The 22,236-nt window shown below is 56.4% G+C and carries 16 protein-coding genes; 11 read left to right on the top strand and 5 right to left on the bottom strand.

Going from position 1 to position 22,236, the window contains the following annotated elements; genetic code table 11:
- Positions 1-5: 5 nt before the first annotated feature.
- The 4 genes from Q0816_RS07760 to Q0816_RS07745 form a co-directional block, all read right to left on the bottom strand.
- A complete protein-coding gene (locus Q0816_RS07760) occupies positions 6-1,226 on the bottom strand; it encodes a N,N-dimethylformamidase beta subunit family domain-containing protein (protein ID WP_298849170.1) in 1,221 nt (406 codons plus the stop codon).
- 8 nt (positions 1,227-1,234) lie between these two features.
- Positions 1,235-3,709 carry a CoA transferase gene (locus Q0816_RS07755; RefSeq protein ID WP_298849169.1) on the bottom strand — a complete coding sequence of 825 codons (2,475 nt, stop codon included), beginning with the start codon at positions 3,707-3,709 and terminating at the stop codon, positions 1,235-1,237.
- 448 nt (positions 3,710-4,157) lie between these two features.
- Positions 4,158-4,682 carry a 2'-5' RNA ligase family protein gene (locus Q0816_RS07750; RefSeq protein ID WP_298849168.1) on the bottom strand — a complete coding sequence of 175 codons (525 nt, stop codon included), beginning with the start codon at positions 4,680-4,682 and terminating at the stop codon, positions 4,158-4,160.
- A 2-nt stretch (positions 4,683-4,684) separates the two neighbouring features.
- Positions 4,685-5,698, bottom strand: coding sequence for a LacI family DNA-binding transcriptional regulator (locus Q0816_RS07745; protein ID WP_298849167.1), 1,014 nt, complete (start codon positions 5,696-5,698; stop codon positions 4,685-4,687).
- Positions 5,699-5,843: 145 nt separating this feature from the next.
- On the opposite strand from Q0816_RS07745, the gene Q0816_RS07740 reads away from it, so the two are divergent.
- From Q0816_RS07740 to Q0816_RS07690, 11 genes are all read left to right on the top strand, one after another.
- Entirely contained in the window at positions 5,844-7,016 is a 1,173-nt protein-coding gene (locus Q0816_RS07740; protein ID WP_298849166.1) for an ABC transporter ATP-binding protein, read from the top strand.
- A 17-nt stretch (positions 7,017-7,033) separates the two neighbouring features.
- Entirely contained in the window at positions 7,034-8,176 is a 1,143-nt protein-coding gene (locus Q0816_RS07735; protein ID WP_298849165.1) for an extracellular solute-binding protein, read from the top strand.
- 74 nt (positions 8,177-8,250) lie between these two features.
- Positions 8,251-9,087 (top strand): ABC transporter permease, encoded by an 837-nt coding sequence (locus Q0816_RS07730; protein WP_298849164.1) that lies wholly within the window; start codon positions 8,251-8,253, stop codon positions 9,085-9,087.
- The gene (locus Q0816_RS07725) at positions 9,084-9,887 is read left to right on the top strand and encodes an ABC transporter permease (protein ID WP_298849163.1); all 804 of its coding nucleotides are present in this window, start codon (positions 9,084-9,086) and stop codon (positions 9,885-9,887) included. Before Q0816_RS07730 ends, Q0816_RS07725 begins: the two co-directional genes overlap by 4 nt.
- A gap of 1 nt (position 9,888) precedes the next feature.
- Positions 9,889-10,680: an inositol monophosphatase family protein gene (locus Q0816_RS07720; RefSeq protein ID WP_298849162.1), complete on the top strand. Its 792-nt coding sequence runs from the start codon at positions 9,889-9,891 to the stop codon at positions 10,678-10,680.
- Between the two features lie 271 nt (positions 10,681-10,951).
- On the top strand, positions 10,952-12,058 hold the full coding sequence (locus Q0816_RS07715) for a saccharopine dehydrogenase NADP-binding domain-containing protein (RefSeq protein ID WP_298849161.1): 1,107 nt from the start codon (positions 10,952-10,954) through the stop codon (positions 12,056-12,058).
- A gap of 3 nt (positions 12,059-12,061) precedes the next feature.
- Positions 12,062-13,573: an aldehyde dehydrogenase family protein gene (locus tag Q0816_RS07710; RefSeq protein WP_298849160.1), complete on the top strand. Its 1,512-nt coding sequence runs from the start codon at positions 12,062-12,064 to the stop codon at positions 13,571-13,573.
- 346 nt (positions 13,574-13,919) lie between these two features.
- Entirely contained in the window at positions 13,920-14,225 is a 306-nt protein-coding gene (locus Q0816_RS07705) for an amidohydrolase family protein (RefSeq protein WP_367180478.1), read from the top strand.
- Positions 14,226-14,280: 55 nt separating this feature from the next.
- Positions 14,281-15,177, top strand: coding sequence for a cyanophycinase (locus Q0816_RS07700; protein ID WP_298849159.1), 897 nt, complete (start codon positions 14,281-14,283; stop codon positions 15,175-15,177).
- A 15-nt stretch (positions 15,178-15,192) separates the two neighbouring features.
- Entirely contained in the window at positions 15,193-17,994 is a 2,802-nt protein-coding gene (gene cphA / locus Q0816_RS07695) for a cyanophycin synthetase (protein ID WP_298849158.1), read from the top strand.
- 14 nt (positions 17,995-18,008) lie between these two features.
- Entirely contained in the window at positions 18,009-19,745 is a 1,737-nt protein-coding gene (locus tag Q0816_RS07690) for a Mur ligase family protein (protein WP_298849157.1), read from the top strand.
- A gap of 136 nt (positions 19,746-19,881) precedes the next feature.
- Here Q0816_RS07690 and Q0816_RS07685 read toward each other — a convergent pair whose 3' ends face one another.
- Positions 19,882-21,948 carry an alkyl sulfatase dimerization domain-containing protein gene (locus Q0816_RS07685; protein WP_298849156.1) on the bottom strand — a complete coding sequence of 689 codons (2,067 nt, stop codon included), beginning with the start codon at positions 21,946-21,948 and terminating at the stop codon, positions 19,882-19,884.
- Positions 21,949-22,236 lie beyond the last annotated feature (288 nt).

Genomic DNA, 22,236 nt, shown 5'->3' with positions numbered 1-22,236 from the left:
AGCGCTCAATGATTGGGGCGATATACGGTAAACCCACGACTGCCCTGACCGACGCACCGACCCAGGCTGGCATAAGTACCTTTCAAGCCATTGACGCCGAAGGCCTGTACACCGGGCCAATTGACTGGTGCAGCCTCCCAGGCGGTTGTCACCAGATGTTCGTGCTCTGTGCCGACAAGCGGATCAGTCTCAGCTGTATATTTGAAACAAATCTGGGTTTGACCCTCGTCTTCGATCCGGGTTTGCCAAAGAAAGTTTCCCGCGAACCGGGCGGCGCGCCCACCATTGCACGCAAAGCTATCGACATTGTGGCGCATGTTTGCAGACCAATATTCATCATGCCCTACAAAGACAGCACATTTGTACTTTTCCAAGAACTCCCGATCAGTTTCCAGATCGTGCTGGGTGGCAAAATCGAACTCATACCCCTGCGCTTCGGCCCATCGGGCGAAATGACGTTCATAGCTGGCCCACCCCGCAGATGCGTATTTCTTGGAGTACCCATAGGCATACGCCCATTCCATATACGGGTAGCGTACCATCTCACCGGGCACGTGCGGAACATCGGCAACCGCCCGCGGGGCCCCTGCTGGCAGTTTACCGAACCCGCGCGTCCATGGTCGTTGAGTTGACACAACAGGAGAAAACGCATTGCAATCTGGTCCTGCAATACCCTCGTAATGGTTGGACCCGCCCCAACAATTGTAAGCCAGCCACGTTCCTGTGGCACAGACCAGTACATAAGGCGCAGCTGGTTTTTCTGCTGCGCGTTTCAACAGAAACAGGTGGTGTGCTTCTACCTGCTCGCCAGCTTGCTCTGCTCTGCTCTGCTCTGCTCTGCTCTGCTCTGCTCTGAACGTTACGAGATAACCACCCTCGCGCCAATCATCCGGAATGGTGAGTTCGTAAGAAACATCCCAGCGGCAACCCGCAACTGAACAATCCTCGGGCGTTTCCTGATGCTCTCCCTGTAGCCCGCTTTCCCGGAACAACGGTTCGTAGGATGCACCGTCGCGACCGATTTCCACCTCCCATTCTCGCGCTGTTGTTGAGACCCGCAGCGCCAATTGATCGCCCGGAGAGTAGGTCATGCGATCCGTATATCCCCAAATCTCCAACACACGGTCGTCGCAGGACGGCCCGATGTAATAGTTGTCCAGAATGTGCCGGGCCTTGGCCCGGGTCCTTGGCGTGATGGCAGGGCCTATGGTTTCCGAACGCATCATGACTGATTTTATTCTGGCAAGTACTTTACCGACCAGCATTCAGCGGCTGATCCTGCAGTGATCATCGCGTCGATTTCGTCGTCAGTAAAATCGATACCCCTTAAGACGTTGCGCGTATCCGCGCCGTATTTCGGCATCGGTCCGGGAATGACAATCTCGGCGCGTTCAGGCCGTACGGCATTTGGGGCAACAAGATCGCACCACCGGCCCATCGGGTGCTCGTCATGCCGAATGACGCTGAACGTTCCCTGCGTCAGATCAATATTTCCGGCGCTTTCGGCCTGCAACACGGCGTCGCGTGTATCATGCAGCGAACCAAGGGGCATGACAGTGCAGGAGGTACCGGCAAACGCCTGTTGCCAATATTCAGCAGGTTGCTTGACAAACTGATCCGCCAGAGCCCCCGCCAATTCCTCGTCCGGTGTATCGGCGACACTGGCGAGTTCGGCGACACGGTGCAGGGCTTCGCGCTGTTCGGTAGGGGCGGCAAAGAACATCCAACCGTCGGCCGCGCGGTAGCAATGATAAAATGGCCCCCATCCCATGGCCTCGCGCCCGGCGGGTTCGTCAAAGGGGGCACGGCCTTCGAAATCATACATCAATTGTGCCTGAATGAGGTTCCCGGCCGCTGCCAACGCTGCCCGCGCAATCCCGCCTTTGCCTGTTTCCTGCAATCTCAACAGAGCCGCGCCAAGCGCAACACAAGCGCAATAGCCAGTCAGCACATCAATCGTACCGAAATGCGCATGTTCTTCGGGTGTCGACATGCCGCCGCCAAAGCGCACCATAACCCCGGTCGCGGCCTGTGCCAGATCGTCATAACCCAAATGGTCCGACTTGGGTCCACGCGCGGGGCCGCCGAAGGCATCGAGCTGCACCAGTATGAGCCGTGGGTTGATCGTCGCCAGCTCTTCTTCGCTCAATCCCAAGGCATCGCGCTGCTCGTCTGTTCCGTTCATGGTGACAACATCCGAAGATTCGATGAGCCGCCGCAACGCTCGCCGCCCGCCATCCGAGCCCAGGTTCAGCAATGTGCTCTTTTTACTGCGATGCGCGTGCAGGCCGAAAACCACGGTATTCCACGGGTCAACCGAAGGCTCCACCGGTTGAACCGAAGTCACCTGAGCACCATATCGCGCCAGCGTAGACCCAATCGTCGGACCGGCGATCACATTAGTAAGGTCCAGCACCTTCAAACCGTCAAGCCAACCTTTTGTTCCATCGCCCATCGATCCACTGCGGGGTGGTTCGGAGAGTATCGATGAAATGGGGGCGCTCTCGGGGTCTGGACCCGGCTGTTTGACTAGCGCGGCACCATCATCCGACAACCACGCGACATTGCCCATCTGCTTCATGTTCCCATGACGCCGATCGTCTACCTCCAGCACCAGACCTGACGCCAATGCATGCGGGTCCGCCAGCCATTCCCTTGTGAACCGCTGGGTCGTTGCAGGGGCCTTGGCGGCCCCAAATAAGGCTTCCCACTCATCAGACGGCTTTGTAAGAAAGGCCTCTTTCATCGCGCTGGAAACACGTGCGCGGTCGCTAGCTCCGACCGGGTAGTTTCGCAGCGACCATTCATCCGGCCAGTCTGCGGTATCAAGATAGGCATCGAAGTCCGGCAGTTGGACGGCGAGATCCTTAAGGCCAAGTGTCTCCAGCACCCGTCGCGGATGCGTTTTTACACTGCCCGCTACCACGTAGAACCCACGTCCGTCGGCGCAGGTATAAGTTCGGTAGAACGGATCGAGAAACTCTTCCAGCTCCGCAAAACTCAGGTCCATCGGCAAGCCTTCGGCTGCGCGCCGGTCAAGCTCCACCTCACGCGGAGACTTGTAGCGTTCAGGGTAATCTTCAATTTGCTCGCAATTATAGACCAATCCTTCAAGCAACGCTGAAGCCAAAGGCACCTCGATGTGATCCCCACCGTTCCGATCACGCGCGGTCAGGGCAAACTGCACCGCCATTGCACCAAACGAAGAGCCATAGGCCGATGCCAGCGTCAGCGGGGTAAAGGATGGGTTGATCCCCATCAGCCGCCGGTTCAGCCCCATATCCGTGAACTGGCCGGTGCGGGCAGCGATCACGGCTTCCCACGCCGGAAGATGGGCCAGCGCGGGATCGGTTGAGGCGAATCCCGGCAGCGACACTGATATTATGCGCGGATTTATGTCGCGCAGATCCTTCGGGCCCAGCCCCAATTTCCGCATCACACCGGGTCGGAAGTTTTCGATCACGACATCAGCGCGCGCCACCAGATCGCGGGCAACCTGCAATCCCTCTTCTGTTTTGAGGTCGATTGTCACTGCCGTCTTGCCACGTGACAGCATATCCGTGACCGGTTCTTTCAATCGCGGCCCACCGGGCGGGTCGATGCGGATTACCTCGGCACCCAAATCAGCGAGCATCATGCCTACTAGCGGGCCAGCCAGATATTGGCCGAAATCGAGAACACGAATATGATCGAGGGGTCTTGCAGTCATTCGTTTCTACTCTTTCAAAGTGATAGATCTTTTTGCTGCGGAGCGGATTGATCGTAGGAGTTCGCCACCCGCTTCCCGGAAAAGAGCAATTTTCCGAGCGTCGATCACAGCGTGATCAACCCGGCACCAGTCCTTGCCCCACACGATGATATGGTTCCGACCGGGCCTCATCGTCTCCTCCTGCGACAGCTGGGCTCACCGTGCCGCCGAACAAAATCAGGAAGTTGTTCGATTCGACCAAGGCGTGTCGCAAACGAGCAAATTGCCCCACAATCACTCGATTAGCGTGCCATTCGGAAGCGTCCCAGGCTCTGCATGATGTTGGATTTAGTTTCGGCGGGGTTGCCAATGTCCTAAGGCAATAGGACAGCAATTTGGATGGCAGAACGGATAGATCTCGCGAAACCTGGCAGACGCCAAGAACCTCCAATACAATTGGTTGCAATGCTTAAAGCTCGAACGATTTCAGGATCTTCCAATTCTCGATCGGCACGTTTTGACTGGATTGAACCAAATGCAGATGCCGGAAGCACAGTTGTGTTCCAATCAGGCTTTTCAACACTTTGGCTTCGGCCGTTTTGATCTCCGGCGCGATCGGACCATAAGCCACGCTGATATGCGGCAGGAACTCTCGCGGACACTGAGAGACGGGCAGTACGTTTGCCAGTGTTTCTTGTTTACTGACCAAGTCGGGCGTAGGCGACAGATCCAGGTACAGAGATTTGTAGAACAGATCTTCGGCACCAATTCCTTTCACAGTCAGGCTGTGGCCTGAAAAGCCTGCCGAAATTCGGCTAAGAATTGTGACAAGCTCCGCCTCATCCCCCGCAAGATCACCCATCAACGTCACATGGGGCAAAAAGGTTGGCGCATTATGAGCATGGGCAAAACTCTTGATCCGAGTACTCAGATCGGTCAGTTGAGGTTCCTCCGGCACCATCCAGACGGAATAGGTTGCAACGTCAGCCTTCATGCTCAATGCGTTCCTCGAGAGATAAATTCCGGTTTGATCAGGATTGTTTCACTGGCTTTTTCAGGCTGATCCAACCGCTCGGTGAGTAACCGCAAAATCTGTGAAACGGTCTGATCCATGTCGTTTCGGACCGTGGACAACTGAAAACTCGGCCATTGAGCGATCGCAATGTCGTCAAACCCAACAACGGACAGATCAGATGGAATAGACAGGCCAAACTGTTGACGCCCGGCGGCAATCGCACCCAGTGCCATTGCATCGTTTGCACAGAACAAACCGTCCAATTCAACGTCGTTACTTAGAATACCAGTCAAGGCCTCATACCCGCCTTCGTAGCTGAAGTCGGAATGCTCCAGGATGGCAGGCTTAAACCCCGCCTTGGTTAAAGCGCTTTCAAAACCCGCTTTACGTTCCTGATCCGAAGATAAATGCGCCAGACCGCCGAGATAACCCAATCGGGTTTTCCCACGGGCAATCAATTGAGTCACCGCCAATTCAGCCCCGCGCATGTTGTCGCAGCAAACACAATCCACGCCCTCAGCGTCCATTACGCGTCCCGACACGATCAGCGGGATGTTCAGTTTGGCGCAGTGCGTCGCAACTGATTCGTCCACGCTTCCGCCCCGCAGAATCAGCGCATCCAGCGGATAAGCCAGAACTTCGAGAATTTCTGCTTCGGATGTTTCCGCAGACCCGCCAAGCACGACAGGCCACTTGCCCATCGCGTACAATCCCCGCATTAGCTTAGCCAGAATTTCGCTGTCATAGTGGTTGACCAGATCACCCGTTACAATAGCCACAAGGTTCGATCGGCCCCTACTTTGCAGGCCAGCCGCAAGTGCGTTTGGCCGGTACCCAAGCTGTTCAGAAACCTGAAGAATCTTTCTTTTCTTACCCTCATCCAAAGGTGATCCAGGCGTGAATGCACGCGACACAGCTGAACGGGAGACGCCTGCAGCTTGGGCAACCTGTTTTGCCGTAACGCGGCGGGGCTTGGATTCTTTACCTGTAGTCATGTTTCAGTGAGGTCTCGTTTCGAAGGGCCGGAACTTCTTTACCGATTATCTTAAATTTGGGGTTGCGTCATAAAGGTGTCATTTCCTACCGTTACATGAACACGTGTTCACTACATTTTTGTAGCAGAATTATGAAAGATGCAAAATGAACCTTGCTCCTGTCGACTACGAAACTTCTTCATCCACGCTCGGAGCGGAGATCAAGCTTCGAAATCTGCGCGTGGGATATGCCGAGCAGGACGTGCTGTCCGATATCGACCTTGACGTGAAGGCTGGTGAGTTCATTGCGCTGCTCGGGGCATCAGGCTGTGGCAAGACCACATTGCTGCGGGCTCTTGCCGGGTTTGTGCCGGTGCGAGGAGGTTCGATTTCTGTAGACGATCAGGACATGAGCCATACAACGCCCGAAAAGCGTGGAATGGCGATGATGTTCCAATCTTACGCGCTGTGGCCCCACATGAATGTGGCTCAGAATATCGGATACGGGCTGAGGCTGCGCAAAAAAAACAAAGCTCAGATCGCGGCGCGCGTACAGGAAATGGCCGCGCTTGTAGGGTTGGGCGATCTGATCCATCGCAAGATCGGTGCATTGTCCGGTGGTCAGCGTCAAAGGGTGGCGCTTGCTCGCGCTTTGGCAATCGACCCGCCGGTATTGCTGCTGGATGAGCCGCTCTCCAACCTTGATGCAGGCATCCGCGCAAACATGCGTCACGAAATCCGAAGCTTGCAACAGCGGCTTGGCCTTACCACGGTTCTGGTGACCCATGACCGGGAAGAAGCCATGTCGATGGCTGACCGAGTGGTCATTCTGAATCAAGGTCGGATCGCGCAGGTCGGCACGCCGGAAGATGTCTTCCACACGCCTGCAAACCCCTACGTCGCCCGGTTCATGGGGGCCGGAAACACTCTGCTAGGTGTCGCTGAGGTAGGTAATCAGTTTGTTGATCTGACACTGGACGGTCATACACATCGCCTGCCGAGGCCCGGTCAGGATCGCGCCGGGGTGCATTTCCCAGACTGCAAATCCGGCCCGGTTGAGATCCTGTTTCACAGCGATGCCGCTCAGCTGGGTGCCATGGCAAATGACTGTCTGTCGCTTCCCGGGACAATCCTTCAGCATTCTTATCTGGGATCGGTCTATCGTCACGAAATCCAGGTCGGCGAAACCCGGATCATGGCGGACAATCCCAACAAAATGCCCATCGGCTCGGTTGTCGATGTAAGCGCACCGGCCACGGCTTTGAGTCTGTTTCCTGCAAAGTCCCAGACAGCCGTGACCGGACATGAGGCGGCGAGTCAGGCCGCGCAACACCTCTGAGACCCTGGAGAAACACCATGACTTCCAAGATTGCAAATCTTTTTACCTCGGCGGCCTTAGCGCTTGCCATAGGCAGCATGGCCCAAGCCGAAAACGTGCTCAACGTGGCCTCTGGCGGCAGCCAGAACATGGTTGACTACGTGACCGATTATCTTGGGCCGCTATTCGAAGAACAGAACCCGGGCTGGGAAGTGAACGTGGTCGGTACCGGCCCAGGCAACGCAGGCAGTCAGGCGATCCTTGAGAAAATCAAGGCTCAGGCCGGAAACGAGACCTGGGATACGGATGTCGTCGTCATGACCCAACTGAAATCCGGTGAAATGGTGACCGAAGGTCTATTGCAGAAATACGTAGGTGACATCGAGACCGGCAAACTGGCCACGCGCGACACATCTAAATCTGCATTGGGCACCGATGTGGAAGGGTATGTCATGCCGATGTTCCACAGCCAGACCGCAATCGCCTACAACCCCGATCTGGTCAGTAACCCACCAGCAAGCTTTGATGAACTGAAAACTTGGACTGCTGAAAACAAAGGCGCATTCGGCTATAATGGCATCAAGAACGGTATGTCGGGCGTCGCGTTCACAGCCGCTTGGATGTATGCCTATGCGGGCAACACCGATCAGTTGATGAACGGCCCCTATGATCCGGAGTTGAAAAACAGCTGGGACCAGGCGCTGAACGACCTGAAAGCTTTCAACGAAAACGTCACCTTCACCCCCGGAAACGCCGGTACTTTGGACATGATGAACCGGGGCGAGATCGTGATGGGCCCGGTCTGGGTTGACATGTTCTACACATGGCAGGCCGACGGTCGTCTGAACCCGAACCTCAAGCTGCTGCTGCCCGAACCGGGTATGCCGGGCCAGCCTTACTACTATGCGGTTCCGGCCAAGGCGGAAAACGCCGAAGCGGCGCGTAAGTTCATTGCACTGGCCACCAGCCCCGAAGTTCAGGCTGAGGGCATCGTCAAACGCTTCAACTGGTATCCGGGCATCGACGCCCAGCATGTCGAAAGCGCGTTGGATCAAGAGACCTGGAACAAGCTGTTCACAGACGTGACACCGGAAGATCTGGCAGCCAAGGGCAAACCCTTCCCGCTGGGTCCGTTCTTTGACGACATCCGCGAAGCTTACGAACAAAAGGTTTCCAACTAAATCCCCCTCATGGAAACCAATGTGCGGGCCTTCCTCCATGAGGCCCGCACTCAAAACTCTTGGACTGAACCCCGATGATCACCCGAAAAGCGTCTCTGTTCCTGATTGCGCCAGCAATTATCCTGCTTGGCTGCCTGTTTCTTTATCCTCTCGGCTATTCCCTGTTATGGGCATTTCGGGATGAGGAATTCGGCGGTTGGGGACTGCAGAACTTTGCAAAGGCTTTTGCACTGTATTCCAACGATGTCCTGTTCACTCTGATCATTGTTACATTGTCTACAGCGATTATCGGCGTTCTGTCCGTTGCCATTGGCGGCTATCTGACGCTGGGCGAAAACCGCGTAGCGCTTGTTGTTCTGCGCTGGCTGTATCGCTGGCCCCTGTTCATTCCTTTTGTCGTCGCCGCACAACTGATGCGGACTTTCCTTGCCAAGAACGGCATGATGAATAACATCATCGTTTCAACCGGTTTGATGGAGCCCTTGCAGGCCGCCAGCTATCTGGACTGGCGCGGGATCGTGATTACTTTTGTGTGGAAACAGACACCATTCGTGGCATTGCTGGTCGCAGGAGCAATGGCTTCATTGGATCGCTCTACGATCGAAGCCGCACGCAATTTGGGCGCATCCCGCCTGAGGATTCTATTCGAAATCGTGGTCCCGCAGGTCGCCACCACACTTATGGTCGGGTTGATCCTGTCTTACGTCGTGATGATGTCCGTTTTGTCGGTTCCACTTATGATCAACGCGCAGACGCCAACGATGATCACGGTCGACATGGCATGGCGCATCAACGCCTATTCCGATTATGGCGTCGCAAACGCGCTTGGCTTCATCTCATATGCAATGACGGCCGTTATCGCCTGGGTCTATCTGCGTCAGGGCGTGCGCGAAGGAGGGAAACCCGCATGACCATCCTGCGCACAACCCTAACAGCCGTTCTATTGGCCCTGCTGGCGTTTGCCATCTTCGGACCGATCACCAATATGCTGATCTGGTCCGTAGCCGAAACGTGGTATTTCCCGGCGAAGCTGCCGCAAAGCTACGGTTTCTCTTTCTGGGAGCGCGTATTCCGCCCTCAAGGCAACGCAATGGAGTCGCTTTGGAGTTCGGTTCTGATCGCACTGTTTACTGTACTGGCGTCTCTAGCTGTAGCAATTCCGGCCGGACTGGCTTTGGGACGGGGCAGCCTGCCATGGCGGACATTTTTCCTGCTGTTGTTCCTGTTGCCGCAGGCCTTTCCATCAATTGCAGTCCATATGAACATCGCCCGCATTTTCTATGGATTGGGCTTAAACGGCACCTATGGCGGCGTGGTTCTGGTTCATACGATTCAGGGGCTGGTGTTCTCGGTCTGGATCGCCACCGCCGCCTTTGCCGCAGTGGATCATGAGCTTGAAGAGGCCGCCGCAAATATGGGCGCGTCCCCCTTCACGGTTTTCCGAACCGTGACCCTGCCGCTTGCCCTTCCCGGTCTTATGGCAAGCGCAATCTTCGTATTCCTGATTTCTCTGGACGAGTTCACCGGAACCTACTTTGTCGGTGTGCCGGACATCACCACAATGCCTCTGCTGCTGTTCACAGCTTCGATGGAGGGAAACTATCAAATCGCTTCGATCACAGCTCTTATTCTGCTGGTCCCTTCGGTTGGGTTCATGTTGTTCATCGAACGGTTCCTGAAATCGGACGTTCTGGCAAAGGTAGGAAGCTGACATGACCGACATCGAGAACCGTTTGGACTTCGCCAAATCTCTGGCACAGGAAGCAGCAGCGCTGGCTGTCCGGCTTCGTGACGAACGCGGCGCGGAATTCATCGCCGAAAAAGGCCCGCAGGATTTCGTAACCTTCGCAGATCGCGCTGTTGAGGATCTGATCCGTAACCGCATTGCGGAACGCTGGCCATATGACGCAATGTTGGGCGAGGAAGACGGCGTGTCCGGATCCGGGAGCGCGCTTTGGGTCGTGGACCCAATAGACGGCACTGCCAATTTCATGCGCGGGCATCGTGACTGGGGCGTATGCATTGCCTTTTGTGATGGTCAAAACATATCGCTTGGTGTGATCTGCGCACCGGATCTGAACATGCTCGCCTGGGCGTCCACCGGGAGCGGTGCCTGGTTGAACGGAGAACGCCTAAGCGTGTCAGATTGTACCGATCCGACCCGCGCAGTGCTTATGCTGGGCTGGTCGACCCGTCGCCCGATCGCAGAGCACACAGCACTGATTGAGACCTTGCTTGAAACAGGTATTGAATACCGCCGTAACGGCTCCGCCGCGATCAGCCTGATGGCTGTCGCAACGGGCCAGGCCGAGGGGTATTATGAGGCCCATCTGAACGCGTGGGATGCATTTGCAGCAATTCCGATTATCTCGGAAGCAGGTGGGCAGGTGGAGTGCGCACCGCTGGACCGGTTCATGAAAAGCGGAAGCCGGATAATGGCTTGCAACATCGGGGTTCTCGACACATTCCGACATCTCATCGATAGCGAAACAAGCACAGTGTAGTTGGTGAGAAATTGCAAAAGGCGTCGAGTGCATTCTACGCCGTTACATTCCTTTGGACCGAAATACTTTGACGGGTGACCAGAGTGCGCCGCCTTGGGTCTACAAAGCCCAGATACCGATCCGACATGTGTGCGGAATTCAGAGAGACGGCATATTCACGTTTTTTTCGTCATTATGACACATCAACCAATCAATTCGTCACATTGATACCTATGAATTGTCGCGGCTTCCCATCACGCTCAGGACAGGATGGGAAAACACGGAGATATTGATGTCCTGGAATGTTTGCGTGGTCGGGGCTGGAAAGATTGGGCAGATGATCGCGACCCTACTGAAAGGGTCGCCGAATTACTCTGTGACGGTAGCAGATCATGATTTGAAAGCCTTGGGCGACATCGCACGGATGGGCGTTGGCACCAAGCAGATTGACGCCAAAAACGCGGATGGTCTGGCCAAGGAACTGAACGGATTCGATGCAGTCATCTCGGCGGCGCCATTCTTTCTGACCCCTATGATTGCCAAAGCCGCCAAAACGGCAGGCGCGCATTACTTCGACCTGACCGAAGATGTCGCAGCCACAAATGCGGTACGTGAGCTTGCCGAGGGCAGCGAGACTGCATTTATGCCTCAGTGTGGTTTGGCACCGGGCTTTGTCGGCATCGCCGGGTCTTCGCTGGCGGCAGAGTTTGATGAGATTGACAGCTTGCATATGCGGGTAGGCGCGCTGCCGCTCTATCCGACCAATGCGCTGAAATACAACCTGACCTGGTCGACCGACGGGTTGATCAACGAATATTGCAACCCATGCGATGCCATCGTGAATGGCAAGCTGGTCAAGACCGCACCGCTGGAGGATTACGAGGTACTGGGCCATGACGGAGTGGAGTATGAATGCTTCAACACCTCGGGCGGTCTGGGCACTTTGCCGGAAACGCTGGAAGGCAAGGCACGCGCTGTGTCCTATCGCTCGATCCGCTATCCGGGCCATTGCGATATCCTGAAGCTGCTTTTGAACGATCTGGGGCTGGAACGCCGTCGCGACCTGTTGAAAGAGATCTTCGAGGCCGCCCTGCCCCGTACCGATCAGGACGTGGTACTGGTTTACTGCACCGCCAAGGGCAAGATTGACGGCGTGCTGCGCGAGAAATCCCTGATCAACAAGAGCTTCGCTCGCACCATCAGCGGACAAGTTTGGAGTGCCATTCAGGTCACCACCGCCGCTGGCGTTTTGGGAGTTGTCGATCTAATGCGTATCGGCGCGCTGCCCTCGAACGGATTTGTCAGGCAGGAGCAAGTCAAACTGAACGATTTCCTTAACACAGAATTTGGCCAGCTGTATCGCGCTGGCGACGTCACCGAACAGAACAAGGCGGCCTGAGATATGAAAGACATCGTAATGACAGCCCAAACCACGCTTGCAAATCTGGATCTGACCGAGGCTGAGCTGACAGGCGGAACACTCAAGGTGACGTCGCCGGTCGACGGCAGCCTGCTGGCTGACGTGCACGAAACGCCGATCTCAGACATGGATGACATTTTTTCCCGCGCCAAAGCAGCCTTCAAGGAGTGGCGTGTAGTCCCAGCGCCGCGTCGGGGCGAACTGATCCGCCTGCTGGGGGAGGAATTGCGCGCTGCCAAGGATGATCTAGGTGCTCTGGTAAGTTGGGAAGCTGGCAAGATTACCTCGGAAGGGCTGGGCGAAGTACAAGAGATGATCGACATCTGCGACTTTGCCGTAGGCCTGTCGCGTCAACTCTATGGACTGACCATCGCATCCGAGCGTCCCGGCCACCGGATGATGGAGACGTGGCATCCTGCGGGACCCGTCGGCGTAATCTCGGCTTTCAATTTCCCGGTTGCGGTCTGGTCGTGGAACGCTGCTTTGGCAATTGTATGCGGTGATCCGGTAATCTGGAAACCGTCTGAAAAAACACCGTTGACGGCACTGGCTTGCCAGAAGGTTTTCGAACGCGCGCTGGCCCGGTTCGGCGATGCACCTGACGGCCTGCTGCAAACGCTTATCGGTGGCACTGATCTGGGTGAGGCGCTGGTGGCAAGCGAACATGCCCCGGTGATCTCGGCCACTGGCTCGACCCGCATGGGCCGGGCGGTGGCCCCCATCGTGGCACAGCGTTTTGGCAAGTGCATTCTGGAATTGGGCGGCAACAACGCTATGATTGTCGGCCCTTCAGCTGATCTGGAAATGGCCGTTCGCGCCATTGTCTTTTCGGCAGTCGGCACCGCGGGTCAGCGTTGCACTACGCTGCGCCGTCTGATCGTGCATAACTCGATCCGCGAGGAGCTGGTGGGCCGCCTGAAAAAGGCATATGCGGGTCTGCCCATCGGCAACCCTCTGACCGAAGGTACGCTGATTGGGCCGCTGGTGGACGAAGCATCAGGCGCGGCAATGACCGCAGCACTAAAATCTGCCGAGGCAGAAGGTGGTTCGGTGTTCGGTGGCAAACGTGTGACCGAAGGCGTTCCGGCAGGTGTTTACATGGAACCCGCTATTGTCGATATGCCCGGTCAGACGGCGACGGTGAAAACCGAAACCTTTGCACCGATCCTCTATGTCATGGGCTATGACGATTTCAACGATGCGCTCGAACTTCAGAATGACGTGCCGCAAGGCCTCTCCTCCTGCGTGTTTACTCTGAACATGCGCGAGGCTGAGCAGTTCCTGACCGCGGCAGGATCCGATTGTGGCATTGCCAACGTCAACATCGGGCCTTCGGGGGCAGAGATCGGTGGCGCCTTCGGCGGCGAAAAGGAAACCGGCGGCGGGCGCGAAAGCGGTTCGGATGCTTGGAAAGCCTATATGCGCCGCCAGACCAATACTGTGAACTACTCTGCCGAGCTGCCACTGGCCCAAGGTGTCAAATTCGACATCTGAGTGCCATAGGAAAGTCGTTGGCACAGTTACCAGTCTGATTGGAAACAAGTCATCCGGGACAACCGCGCCCTGGGTGACTTTTTTTTGAGCCTATCCATAAAAAGGCTCAGTCCAGATCACTGTAATGGTTGGTTTCCTTTTCAGAGCCGACCACACGGCAGCACAAATCGCAACCTTGTGAAATAAGCCCAATGGTGCAAGGCGCCCGCGATCATCCCAGTTGACGGTCATTAAGCGTACTGAAACTCATCAAGAATGCCCTCATTCACAGGCCTGACCCTATTGGCATCGGCCACATTGTCACGGCAGGCAAACACATCACTTATCCAGGATCTGCAGCGCCTGAATAGCCGAGCCTGTTTCAGGTCGAGGTTTTTTTGATGCTGAAGGTGCGGCAGTCATTCCAGAGCTGATCGATGGCCATGCACATATCACCAACAACGGAATGACCCTTTCTGATGCGCTGGCCCCATTCACCTCAAATGTTGCCGACCTGCTGAAACTACAGCGCAAAGGGCGCATGATAGCGGGAATGGACGCCGATTTGGTGGTTCTTGACGAAAACCTTGCTGTGCGGCATGTGATGGCCCGGGGGGAATGGCATGTCCGCGATGGCCAGGTAGTCCGGCGCGGCATGTATGAACAGATTTAAGCGTCCGCGCGGTCCCCGGTGACTGCCCGCTTTAGCACCGGAAGGTAGTTAAGATATGTGCCCTGCGCCCGTTGATGCAGAAACCCCACGCGGGTTTATCATCCCAATCGGTGGCGGTGAAGACCGCGTCAAGGAAATGCAGATTCACCGCAAGTTCGTCGAGCTATCCGGCGGTGCGGACGCCGATATCGTCGTGATCCCAACAGCCTCGATGCTGGAAGAAACCGGGCCTGACTATCATCGCATCTTCTCCGAACTGGGTGCGGGTCAGGTCGAGTTTCTGCCCATCTCGCGCAGGGCCGATTGTGACAACCCTGATTATGCCGAGATGCTGGACCGCGCCACCGGGATTTTCATGACGGGTGGGAACCAGTTGCGCCTGTCAGCGATTCTGGGTGGCACTCTGGTCGCGCAGAAAATTCGTCGCCGAAATGCGGCCGGCGTGCCCGTTGCCGGAACTTCGGCGGGTGCATCAATCATGTCCGAACATATGGTGGCAGGTGGCAGCAGTAACTCGGCCCCGGCTGAGGGCAACATCACACTTGCACCGGGCATGGGCCTGACCAATGCCGTCATCATCGATCAGCATTTCACGCAACGAAATCGGCTTGGACGCCTGCTAACCGCTTCATCTTTCAACCCATTTTTGATCGGTCTGGGAATTGATGAAGACACTGCCGCGTTCATCGGGCCCGACAATGTCTTTGAAGTCATCGGCAGCGGTTCAGTTACCGTAGTGGATGCCAGCCATTTGACTCATTCGTCGATGTGGGATGCCCGCCGGGGCGAAGCGCTGAGTCTTCTGGGACTTCGCCTTGACGTTCTGGGCGAAGGGTGCCGTTATGATCTGATGGCTCGCCAGGCTTTTCCGCCGGATGAGCATATGGCGTTCTGCACGTTGCCGGACCTGTCTGGGGACGAGGCCGCCGCTGGGGGGAAAACAAAAAGCTAACCAACGGGGAGCCTCATGAAAATAATCTCGACCAATGTCTTTGTCGGCCCAAATGTCTGGGCAAGTTTTCCGGTCATTCGTCACGTCATTGATCTGGGTATTCTGGAAGATTGGCCCTCGGCAAAAATTGGTTCCGAGTTTATAGATGCACTGATTGAAGCGCTTCCCGGACTGGCGGAACATGGGTGTTCCTACCGCGAGCCCGGCGGTTTCATCCGTCGCCTACGCGAGGACGAAGGCACGTGGCTGGGTCACGTGCTGGAACACTGCGCCATCGAAGTGCAGAACGTAGCCGGCACCGATGTGACCTTTGGCAGGACACGCGGCACGAGTGAGCCGGGTCAATACAACATGGTCTATGAATATAGGCAGCGCGACGTCGGTCTCGATGCGGGTAAGCTGGCCATGCGGCTGTTGATGCACTTGCTGCCGCAATCTCTTAAGGATCAGGTGGATTTCGATTTCGATCCGGATTTCAACTGGGATGATGAACTGCGCAGTTTTGTCCTGCGGGCGCAGCGCAAGGAATTCGGCCCCTCGACGGGATCGCTGGTCAAGGCGGCGCAAGAACGTGACATTCCATGGATCAGGTTGAACTCCGGCTCACTGGTGCAGTTCGGACACGGCAAATTCCAGAAACGCATTCAGGCAACCATCACGTCCGAGACCAAGCATATTTCGGTCGAAATCTCGTGCGACAAGGAAGACACCCACAACCTGCTGAACGATCTGGGCCTGCCGGTGCCGCAACAACGCATGGTCTACTCGGCGCGCGAAGCAGTACGCGCGGCCGGACGGATCGGGCACCCAGTGGTTGTCAAGCCGCTCGACGCCAACCACGGTCGCGGTGTTTCGATTAACCTGAACTCGGATGAAGAGGTCGAGACAGGCTTTGCCGAGGCCAAGGAACATTCCCGCAGCCGCGCTATTCTGGTGGAAAGCTTTATCACCGGTTTCGATCACCGAATGCTGGTTGTGGACAACAAGCTGGTCGCCGTGGCCAAGCGCGTACCGGGCCATGTGGTCGGTGACGGCAAACACACGATTGCCGAACTGGTCGCCATCGTGAACGAAGACCCCCGCCGGGGGATCGGGCACGAAAAAGTGCTGACCATGCTCGAGATCGACAACCAGGCCAAGCGCCTGATGGAAAATGCAGACGTGACGGACCAGACCGTTCTGCCGGACGGAGAGGTGTTCTATCTGCGATCCACGGCAAACCTGTCGACCGGTGGTACTGCAATCGACCTGACGGATGTGGTGCACCCTGACAACCGTGATATGGCAGAACGCGCCATCATGGCAGTAGGGCTGGATGTCGGCGGTGTGGATTTCCTGATCGACGACATCACCAAATCCTACAAGGATATCGGCGGCGCAATCGTTGAGGTGAATGCAGCCCCTGGTTTTCGGATGCATGTGGCCCCGTCCGAAGGTCAACCACGTGATGTGGCGGGCAAAGTGATTGACATGCTGTTTCCCGCCAATGAGGAAACCCGCATCCCGATTGCGGCGATTACTGGAACCAACGGCAAAACCACCACGTCCCGAATGCTGGGCCATATCATGAAGACCAGCGGAAAGACCGTCGGCATGACCTCGACCGATGGTGTTTACGTTGACGGCAAACTGAGCGTCAAGGGTGACATGACAGGGCCAAAATCCGCGCAAATCGTCCTGCGCGATCCGATGGTCGATTTTGCGGTGATGGAAACCGCACGCGGCGGGCTAGTCCGGTCAGGTCTGGGCTATCAACGCTCAAACGTGGCGGCCTGTCTGAATGTCTCTGCAGATCATCTGGGCCTTGGCGGCATCAACACGGTCGAGGAACTGGCCGTGGTTAAACGCGTGGTGGTGGAAAGCGCTACAGATACGGCGGTTTTGAACGCTGATGACATCAATTGTCTAAAAATGGCCGATTATGCCGGGGCGGATCAGATTTTCTATGTCACCACCAATCCGGGCCACAGTCTGGTCAAGGAACATATCAAAGCCGGTGGCAAAGCGATCGTGCTGGAAAAAGGTATGAATGGCGACATGCTGACGATCTATGATAACGGGCTTCACATCCCTGTCCTGTGGTCGCACCTGATCCCCGCCGCACTGGAAGGTAAAGCGATCTTCAACGTTCAAAATGCCATGTTCGCAGCAGCGATGGCCTATAGTTTCGGCGTCGATCTGGACAACATCCGCCACGGGTTACGGACCTTCGACACCAGCTATTTCCAGGCTCCGGGACGGATGAACGTTTATGATGAACATCCCTTCAAAGTGATCCTGGATTACGGCCACAACCCCGCCGCGCTCAAGGCCATGGCTGCACTGGCTGATCAGTTGGAGATCAAAGGTTGCAGATTGTGTGTCGTTGCCATGCCCGGCGATCGGCGAGATCAGGACATTGTCGATGGGGCCGTCGCACTAGCCGGACATTTTGACCATTTCATATGTAAGGCAGATGATCGCCGCAGGGGTCGAGGGCACGATGAAGTACCGCAAATGATGCGTCAGGCCCTGATCGACAATGGGGTGGACGCCGCCGCGATCACAATCATCCCTGACGAAGTTGAGGCCGTAAATGCTGGGCTGGAACGGGCAACACCGGGGGATCTGTTGGTGATTTTCGGCGACGACACCACGCGTTGCTGGAAACAGATCATCTATTTCAACTCCGACGGCGAAGCTCCTGAATCCGATGCTGCTCCCAAGGCCAAGCCCGTCGACACTTCGTTCGAGGATATGTTCGAAAGCGACCAGAACCTGATCCGGGACGAGCGCGGCGTGCGTCTGGCTCGTGAGATCAGTGAAGACGCGGACTGAGCGGAGGCACCGGAATGGACCGGATCGAAGAGCTTGAAACCGCGCTGACTATTGTAAGCGCGACCGCTGACCATATTAAAGTGGATGACGCCCGACGTTTGACTGGACCCGGCCTGCTATGGAGTCGGCCCGGCGCGGTAATAGACGTTTTTTCCACGGAGATTGATCCATCTCAGATCTCCGCGTTGTGGGAGAAACATGCACGCACGGTGCTGGACGCGCTTGGCTGGCGAGATCAGGATCTGACATATCGCACCTTCACCGGCGGTATAAATCTGGCGATTTCCGCGCCAATGGATCAGCTTTATTCGGCAATCTTCGCGGCGCAAACGGCGTGGCACTTCTGCGCTGCCGAACTTCTGGCGGCAGAGCCGGGAGATTTCGGTCAGATGGTGGCGGATGTGAAAGGCGTCATGGCGAAGGAAGCCAACCCGGCCCTCATCGCCCTGATCGCAGCAGCTGACACGCATGGCGTCGATGTCCTTTGCGATGATGACGAAGTCTCCATCGGGCACGGTACAGGCAGCCGGACATGGTCAGTCGATACACTGCCGACCCCCAATAATGTCGATTGGTCCGCACTACACAATGTCCCTGTTGCCTTCATCACCGGAACCAATGGCAAGACCACCACGACCCGATTGCTCGAGGCCATAGCACGCGCTTCAGGCAAGGTCGCCGGGTTGACCTCGACCGAGTTTGTGCGGGTAGGCAACGACATTCTGGACCGCGGTGACTATTCGGGCCCTGGCGGTGGGCGGATGCTTCTGCGCGATAAGCGACTAGAAATTGCGTGCCTTGAAGTGGCCCGTGGCGGCATCCTGCGCCGTGGTTTACCTACGCGCGCGGCCACAGCGGCTGCTGTCACCAACGTCGCGAATGACCATTTGGGGCAATACGGCGTCAACACGGTTCCCGAACTGGCGCAGGCGAAGTTTGCCGTGCACCGAACGCTGGCCGAAGGCGGTGTGCTGGCCCTGAACGCAGACGATGCGTATGTCCTCGCCGAGGCAAAAAACACATCAGCAAATATCTGGTGGTTTTCCTTGGATGCTCAATCGGACCTGATCCGTGAGGCGCGCGATTCCGGCAATTGCTGCGCCTATGTGCAGCAGGAAAATATCGTGTTTTTCGATGGCAAAACCGAGCAGGTGGTGATTGACGTGTCAGACGTACCCCTGACAATGGGTGGGGTTGCGAAGTACAACATCCTGAATGCGCTGGCGGCCTTGTGTCTTGCTTTGGCGCTTGACCTGCCCCTTCAGGCGGTGCGGGCCGGGTTGGCTGGGTTCAAACCCGACGCCAAAGACAATCCCGGGCGTTGCAACGAGTTCCACTATAATAACGCGCGCGTTTTTGTAGACTTCGCACACAACCCACACTCAATTTCTGCAGTGTGCGACGCGCTGTCCAGCCTTCCCGCAAAACGTCGGTTTATCATGCTCAGCCATGCGGGCGACAGGTCGGATCAGGACATTCGGGACGTCACGGCGACGGCTTTGAAATTCGAACCCGACGTGGTCGTCACGGCTGAACTGGAAGGCTACCTGAGAGGCCGTGCGTTAGGAGAAATTCCGAACCTGATTGAAGGGTCGGCATTGGAGCACGGGTATGAGGCCGCGCAGATTCAAAGGGCCCCATCACCGTCTCAGGCGGCGGCTAAGATCTTGAAACAGCTTGAGCCAGGTGATCTAGCCCTGTTGCTTGTGCTGTCCGAGCGCGACACTGTGCTTGAGATGCTCGACACATAATCGAACAACCTGTTTGAATTTCTCTGTAATCGTATGAACAACGACCAAAGTCGCCAAAGAGTCTGTAGCAGCTCAGATGTTGCTGCCACAGACTCGTTGCCAGCGTGGTGCTTGGCTTGTTCAGTTGATGAAGGTGTTATCCTCCATTCGAATTCGCCAGCGGCGGCTGGGCAAAATCATTCGCCGGAGCTGTCAGGTCCTTGGCGCCGGTGCCGGGCATCAATTCAAACCCGAGATCGAACTGGTCCAAGGTCGAAGCCAGTTGCGCTACGATTTCCACGTCGCCTTCGGATTTGGCAGTGCCATCGGTCAGCATCTCGGACATCTTTCGCTCGCCTGTCATGACCTTTTCCAGATCGGCGCGGTTCAGGCTGATCGACAGATCGGCATTTTCTGCGGTCTGGTCGACGATATGAGTCAGCGTGGCATTGCTCATCTCGATTACGATGTTCTCGTCACGATCCGGGATCGACAGGTTGATGGTGAATTCCATGTCGGCAGCCTTGGAGCTGTTGACGCGGATGGCGAGAAAATCCAACCACATGGTGGTCTGCATCGCCTTGATCGTGTCGGGGCCGGTGGTCTCGATAGTGGCGCCTTGCGGGATGCCGTTGCGAAGCTCGAACGCCGCACCAAGGAACGAGTTGCGGACCGAGGGGCTTTCTTTCTGATACCCAATCTGCTCGAACGCGTCGGCCAGCAGGTCCTTGGCGGCCTGGTTTTGCGGCTCGGCATAGACCAGTTTGTTCAGGATCTCTGTCGCTTGCAGATATTGACCATTATTTACCAGTTCCTGTCCTTTGGCCAGGATCGGTTCCGCACCGCCCATCATCTCGACAAACAAAGGTGCGCTGTCTTCGGGCGACAGAGGGGCCAGTGTTGTCGGATTGGCATCCCAGTAGCCCAGATAACGGTTGATGACCGCGCGGCTGTTATGTTCGACCGAGCCATGATAGCTGCGCGCCGCCCATTGTTGTTGCAGGCTTTCGGGCACGTCATAGACGTTGTGAACCTGATTGATGGTCACGCCCTTGTTGGCAAGATTCAGAACGCCGTTATTAAGGTTGGCGTAGGTGTCCCGCTGGGCGCGCATCACTTCCTGAATGCGTTCATTGCCGTAGCGGGGCCAGGAATGCGAGGCGAACATCAGCTCGGCGTCCTGCCCGAATTTGTACAGCGCATCGTTGACGTGTTTGGACCAGCTCAGCGCATCACGCACCAGCGCGCCGCGCAGGGTATAGATGTTGTGAATGGTGCCTGTGATGTTTTCCGCCGCCCAGAACGCTTTGAGATCAGGGAAATAGGTGTTCATCTCGGCTGGAGCCTCGGTGCCGGGCGTGTTCTGGAAGATCATGCGCACACCGTCGATGGTGATCTCTTCATAGTCGTCCGAGACATAGCGGGTCGGCTCGATCAGACCGGTTGTCCCGGCCGAGATGTTCTTGCCGATCGACTGATCCACATGCCCAAACGGGCTGCGCGGCAGTAACACGCCATATTGAAAGAACAAACGGCGGTTCATCACGTTACCGGCATAGACGTTTTCCGACACCGCGTGTTCCATGAACCCTTCGGGCGCGATCACTGCGACGCCGTTGGCCACGTCCTCATCCGTGATGACACCGCGCACGCCGCCATAATGGTCTGCGTGCGAGTGTGAATAGACAACCGCCTTGACCGGCCGTTCACCCACGGTTTCGTTCAGCAGCTTCAGTGCGGCAGCGGCAGTTTCCTTCGAGGCCAGCGGGTCAAAGATGATCCAGCCGGTGTCACCGCGGATGAACGTGATATTCGACAGGTCGAATCCGCGCACCTGATAGATATTGTCATCCTGAATCTCGTAGAGGCCGAAATTCATGTTCAGGATCGCCTGACGCTGCAGCGACGGATGGATCGAGTCGAACTGCTCGCCTTCTTTCAGCAGATAGTCATAGCTGCCGATGTCCCAGGCAACGATGCCATCCTCGGTCGTGATCTGCCGATATTCCGGCATCGCAAGCAGACCCTTGCGGCTCTCTTCAAAATCCCGTTCGTCATCGAACGGTAGCGATTGGCGCATTTGGTTCTGGAAATCGATGGTATACTGCGACGGCAGCTTACCTTTCGGGTCGAAATGTTCATGCCCATGGTCCTGGGCTGCCGCCAATCCTGCGGTGAGGCCTAAAAACGCGGTAGCTGCCAGCGAAATATGTCGTCGTGCCATGTTTGGAACGGCTCCTGTGGATGTTGTGTTCCTGAAAATCGAGTGCAAAGCCAAGAAGGGTTTGACGACCCGAACGCCCCTGTTCGCAGGGCGCGCGACAGACGCGCGTCTGCGATGAGCGGTTGCGAGTAACATTCAAGTGCTCTCCTTGACACTTTGACGCTTGCCGATGTGGCAAGCCGTTCGCACGTGGTAGCCACATGCACGCCATAATGAAGTGCGAACATGTTGCTACATGCCAGCATCCCGCGCTAAGAGCAGTGGGAGCATTGTCTTAACGCTCCGGTT

The sequence above is a fragment of the uncultured Ruegeria sp. genome (assembly GCF_947497005.1).
In the GTDB taxonomy this organism is placed as follows: Bacteria; Pseudomonadota; Alphaproteobacteria; order Rhodobacterales; family Rhodobacteraceae; genus Ruegeria.
Note: the sequence above shows the minus strand (reverse complement) of the source record. Positions and strands in the feature narration are given on the sequence as shown.

Coding starts and splice junctions, on each gene's coding strand:
- Q0816_RS07760 (WP_298849170.1), bottom strand. CDS start 1,226: ATGATGCGTTCGGAAACCATAGGCCCTGCCATCACGCCAAGGACCCGG.
- Q0816_RS07755 (WP_298849169.1), bottom strand. CDS start 3,709: ATGACTGCAAGACCCCTCGATCATATTCGTGTTCTCGATTTCGGCCAA.
- Q0816_RS07750 (WP_298849168.1), bottom strand. CDS start 4,682: ATGAAGGCTGACGTTGCAACCTATTCCGTCTGGATGGTGCCGGAGGAA.
- Q0816_RS07745 (WP_298849167.1), bottom strand. CDS start 5,698: ATGACTACAGGTAAAGAATCCAAGCCCCGCCGCGTTACGGCAAAACAG.
- Q0816_RS07740 (WP_298849166.1), top strand. CDS start 5,844: ATGAACCTTGCTCCTGTCGACTACGAAACTTCTTCATCCACGCTCGGA.
- Q0816_RS07735 (WP_298849165.1), top strand. CDS start 7,034: ATGACTTCCAAGATTGCAAATCTTTTTACCTCGGCGGCCTTAGCGCTT.
- Q0816_RS07730 (WP_298849164.1), top strand. CDS start 8,251: ATGATCACCCGAAAAGCGTCTCTGTTCCTGATTGCGCCAGCAATTATC.
- Q0816_RS07725 (WP_298849163.1), top strand. CDS start 9,084: ATGACCATCCTGCGCACAACCCTAACAGCCGTTCTATTGGCCCTGCTG.
- Q0816_RS07720 (WP_298849162.1), top strand. CDS start 9,889: ATGACCGACATCGAGAACCGTTTGGACTTCGCCAAATCTCTGGCACAG.
- Q0816_RS07715 (WP_298849161.1), top strand. CDS start 10,952: ATGTCCTGGAATGTTTGCGTGGTCGGGGCTGGAAAGATTGGGCAGATG.
- Q0816_RS07710 (WP_298849160.1), top strand. CDS start 12,062: ATGAAAGACATCGTAATGACAGCCCAAACCACGCTTGCAAATCTGGAT.
- Q0816_RS07700 (WP_298849159.1), top strand. CDS start 14,281: ATGTGCCCTGCGCCCGTTGATGCAGAAACCCCACGCGGGTTTATCATC.
- cphA (WP_298849158.1), top strand. CDS start 15,193: ATGAAAATAATCTCGACCAATGTCTTTGTCGGCCCAAATGTCTGGGCA.
- Q0816_RS07690 (WP_298849157.1), top strand. CDS start 18,009: ATGGACCGGATCGAAGAGCTTGAAACCGCGCTGACTATTGTAAGCGCG.
- Q0816_RS07685 (WP_298849156.1), bottom strand. CDS start 21,948: ATGGCACGACGACATATTTCGCTGGCAGCTACCGCGTTTTTAGGCCTC.